At 59.8% G+C, this 1,208-nt stretch carries 2 protein-coding genes; one reads left to right on the top strand and one right to left on the bottom strand.

Annotated features, from left to right (window positions below; translation table 11 throughout):
• Window positions 1-399: aminoacyl-tRNA deacylase (locus tag lacNas_RS05765; RefSeq protein ID WP_201346681.1), on the top strand; the 399-nt coding region annotated here is incomplete at its 5' end.
• Window positions 400-454: 55 nt separating this feature from the next.
• On the opposite strand, the gene lacNas_RS05760 is transcribed toward lacNas_RS05765, so the two are convergent.
• A partial coding sequence (locus lacNas_RS05760; protein WP_201346680.1) for a threonine/serine exporter family protein occupies window positions 455-1,208 on the bottom strand: 754 nt, incomplete at its 5' end.

Below are 1,208 nucleotides of genomic sequence, written 5' to 3'. Positions count from 1 at the left end.
GACCATGGCGTCGCTCAAGTCGGCGCCGCCAACCCCGTCTTAGACGGCCACCCGGTCTACAAGACCCTGGCCGTCAGCGGCAACAAGACTGGCCCGATCGTCGGCGTGGTGCCGCTCAGCGGCCACCTGGACCTCAAGAAGATCGCCAAGGCTTCCGGCAACAAGAAGTGTGAAATGATCCCGCTCAAGCAGCTGGAAAAGACCACCGGCTACATTCACGGGGCCAACACCCCGATCGGCATCTACCACAGCAAGAAGTTCCCGATCTTCCTGGATGAGAGCGTCTTGGATGAAGACGGCATCTGGGTTTCAAGTGGCGAAGTCGGCCGCAGCGTTTTGATCAACCCGCTTGACCTTAAGAAGCTGGTCAAGGCCACGGTTGCCGACTTGCAAGAATAACAAGCAAAAACTGCTTTTGCCAAAAGAGGCAAAAGCAGTTTTTTCTGGAAATTTTTTAATCGACCCGGCGCCATTTCTTGTCGGTCAGGATTCTGGCCGTCAGCAGCCCGGCTGGAAGCGACAGGACCAGCATGAGGGCTTCCGTCATCCAGGTCGCCCCGGCACCGACATTGGTCAAAGCCAGCAGGAAGATCCCCCGGTACATGTACAGCCCTGGCACCATGATGACGATCGACGGCACCGTCAAAGCAATCCGCGGGTAGCCGACCTTTTCCCGGACATAGCCGGCCAGCAGGCCCGCCAGCAGCGCGGCCAAAAAGGCAGCCAGAGGAGCCGGGAAAGCCGCAAAGTCAACCAAAGACAGGCGCATCGTGTTGGCAACCGCCCCGACGACCCCGGCTGCTGCCGCCATGCGCCGGTGGGAGTTGAACATCAAGGAGAAGCCGAAGACCCCGCAGAAACTGGCCAGCAGCCTAAAGGCCGTCAAAGCCGGCTTGGAAAGGTCCGGGGACTGCAGATCACCAGGCTTGATCTGCAAAACCGTGGCCATCACCCAGCCGGTCCCCGTGGCCACCAGGATGATGAAAAGCGCATACGTCAGCCGCTCCAGGCCTGAGCGCATGTCCAGCTTGGCGATGTCCAAACCGGAAGTGATGAAGGGAAAACCAGGAATCACGAAGAGCATGGCCCCGATATAGCCGCGCATGTGAACCATGTCCAAGCCCCAAAGCAAATGGCCCAGCATGAAGGCCAGGTAATAAGCCAGGCAGGCTGCCGCCACGCCGACGGCCGTGGTGGCTGCCACCGTG

This window comes from Lactobacillus nasalidis (assembly GCF_016587775.1).
Lineage (GTDB): Bacteria > Bacillota > Bacilli > Lactobacillales > Lactobacillaceae > Lactobacillus > Lactobacillus nasalidis.
This window is presented reverse-complemented; position numbering and strand designations above follow the sequence as displayed.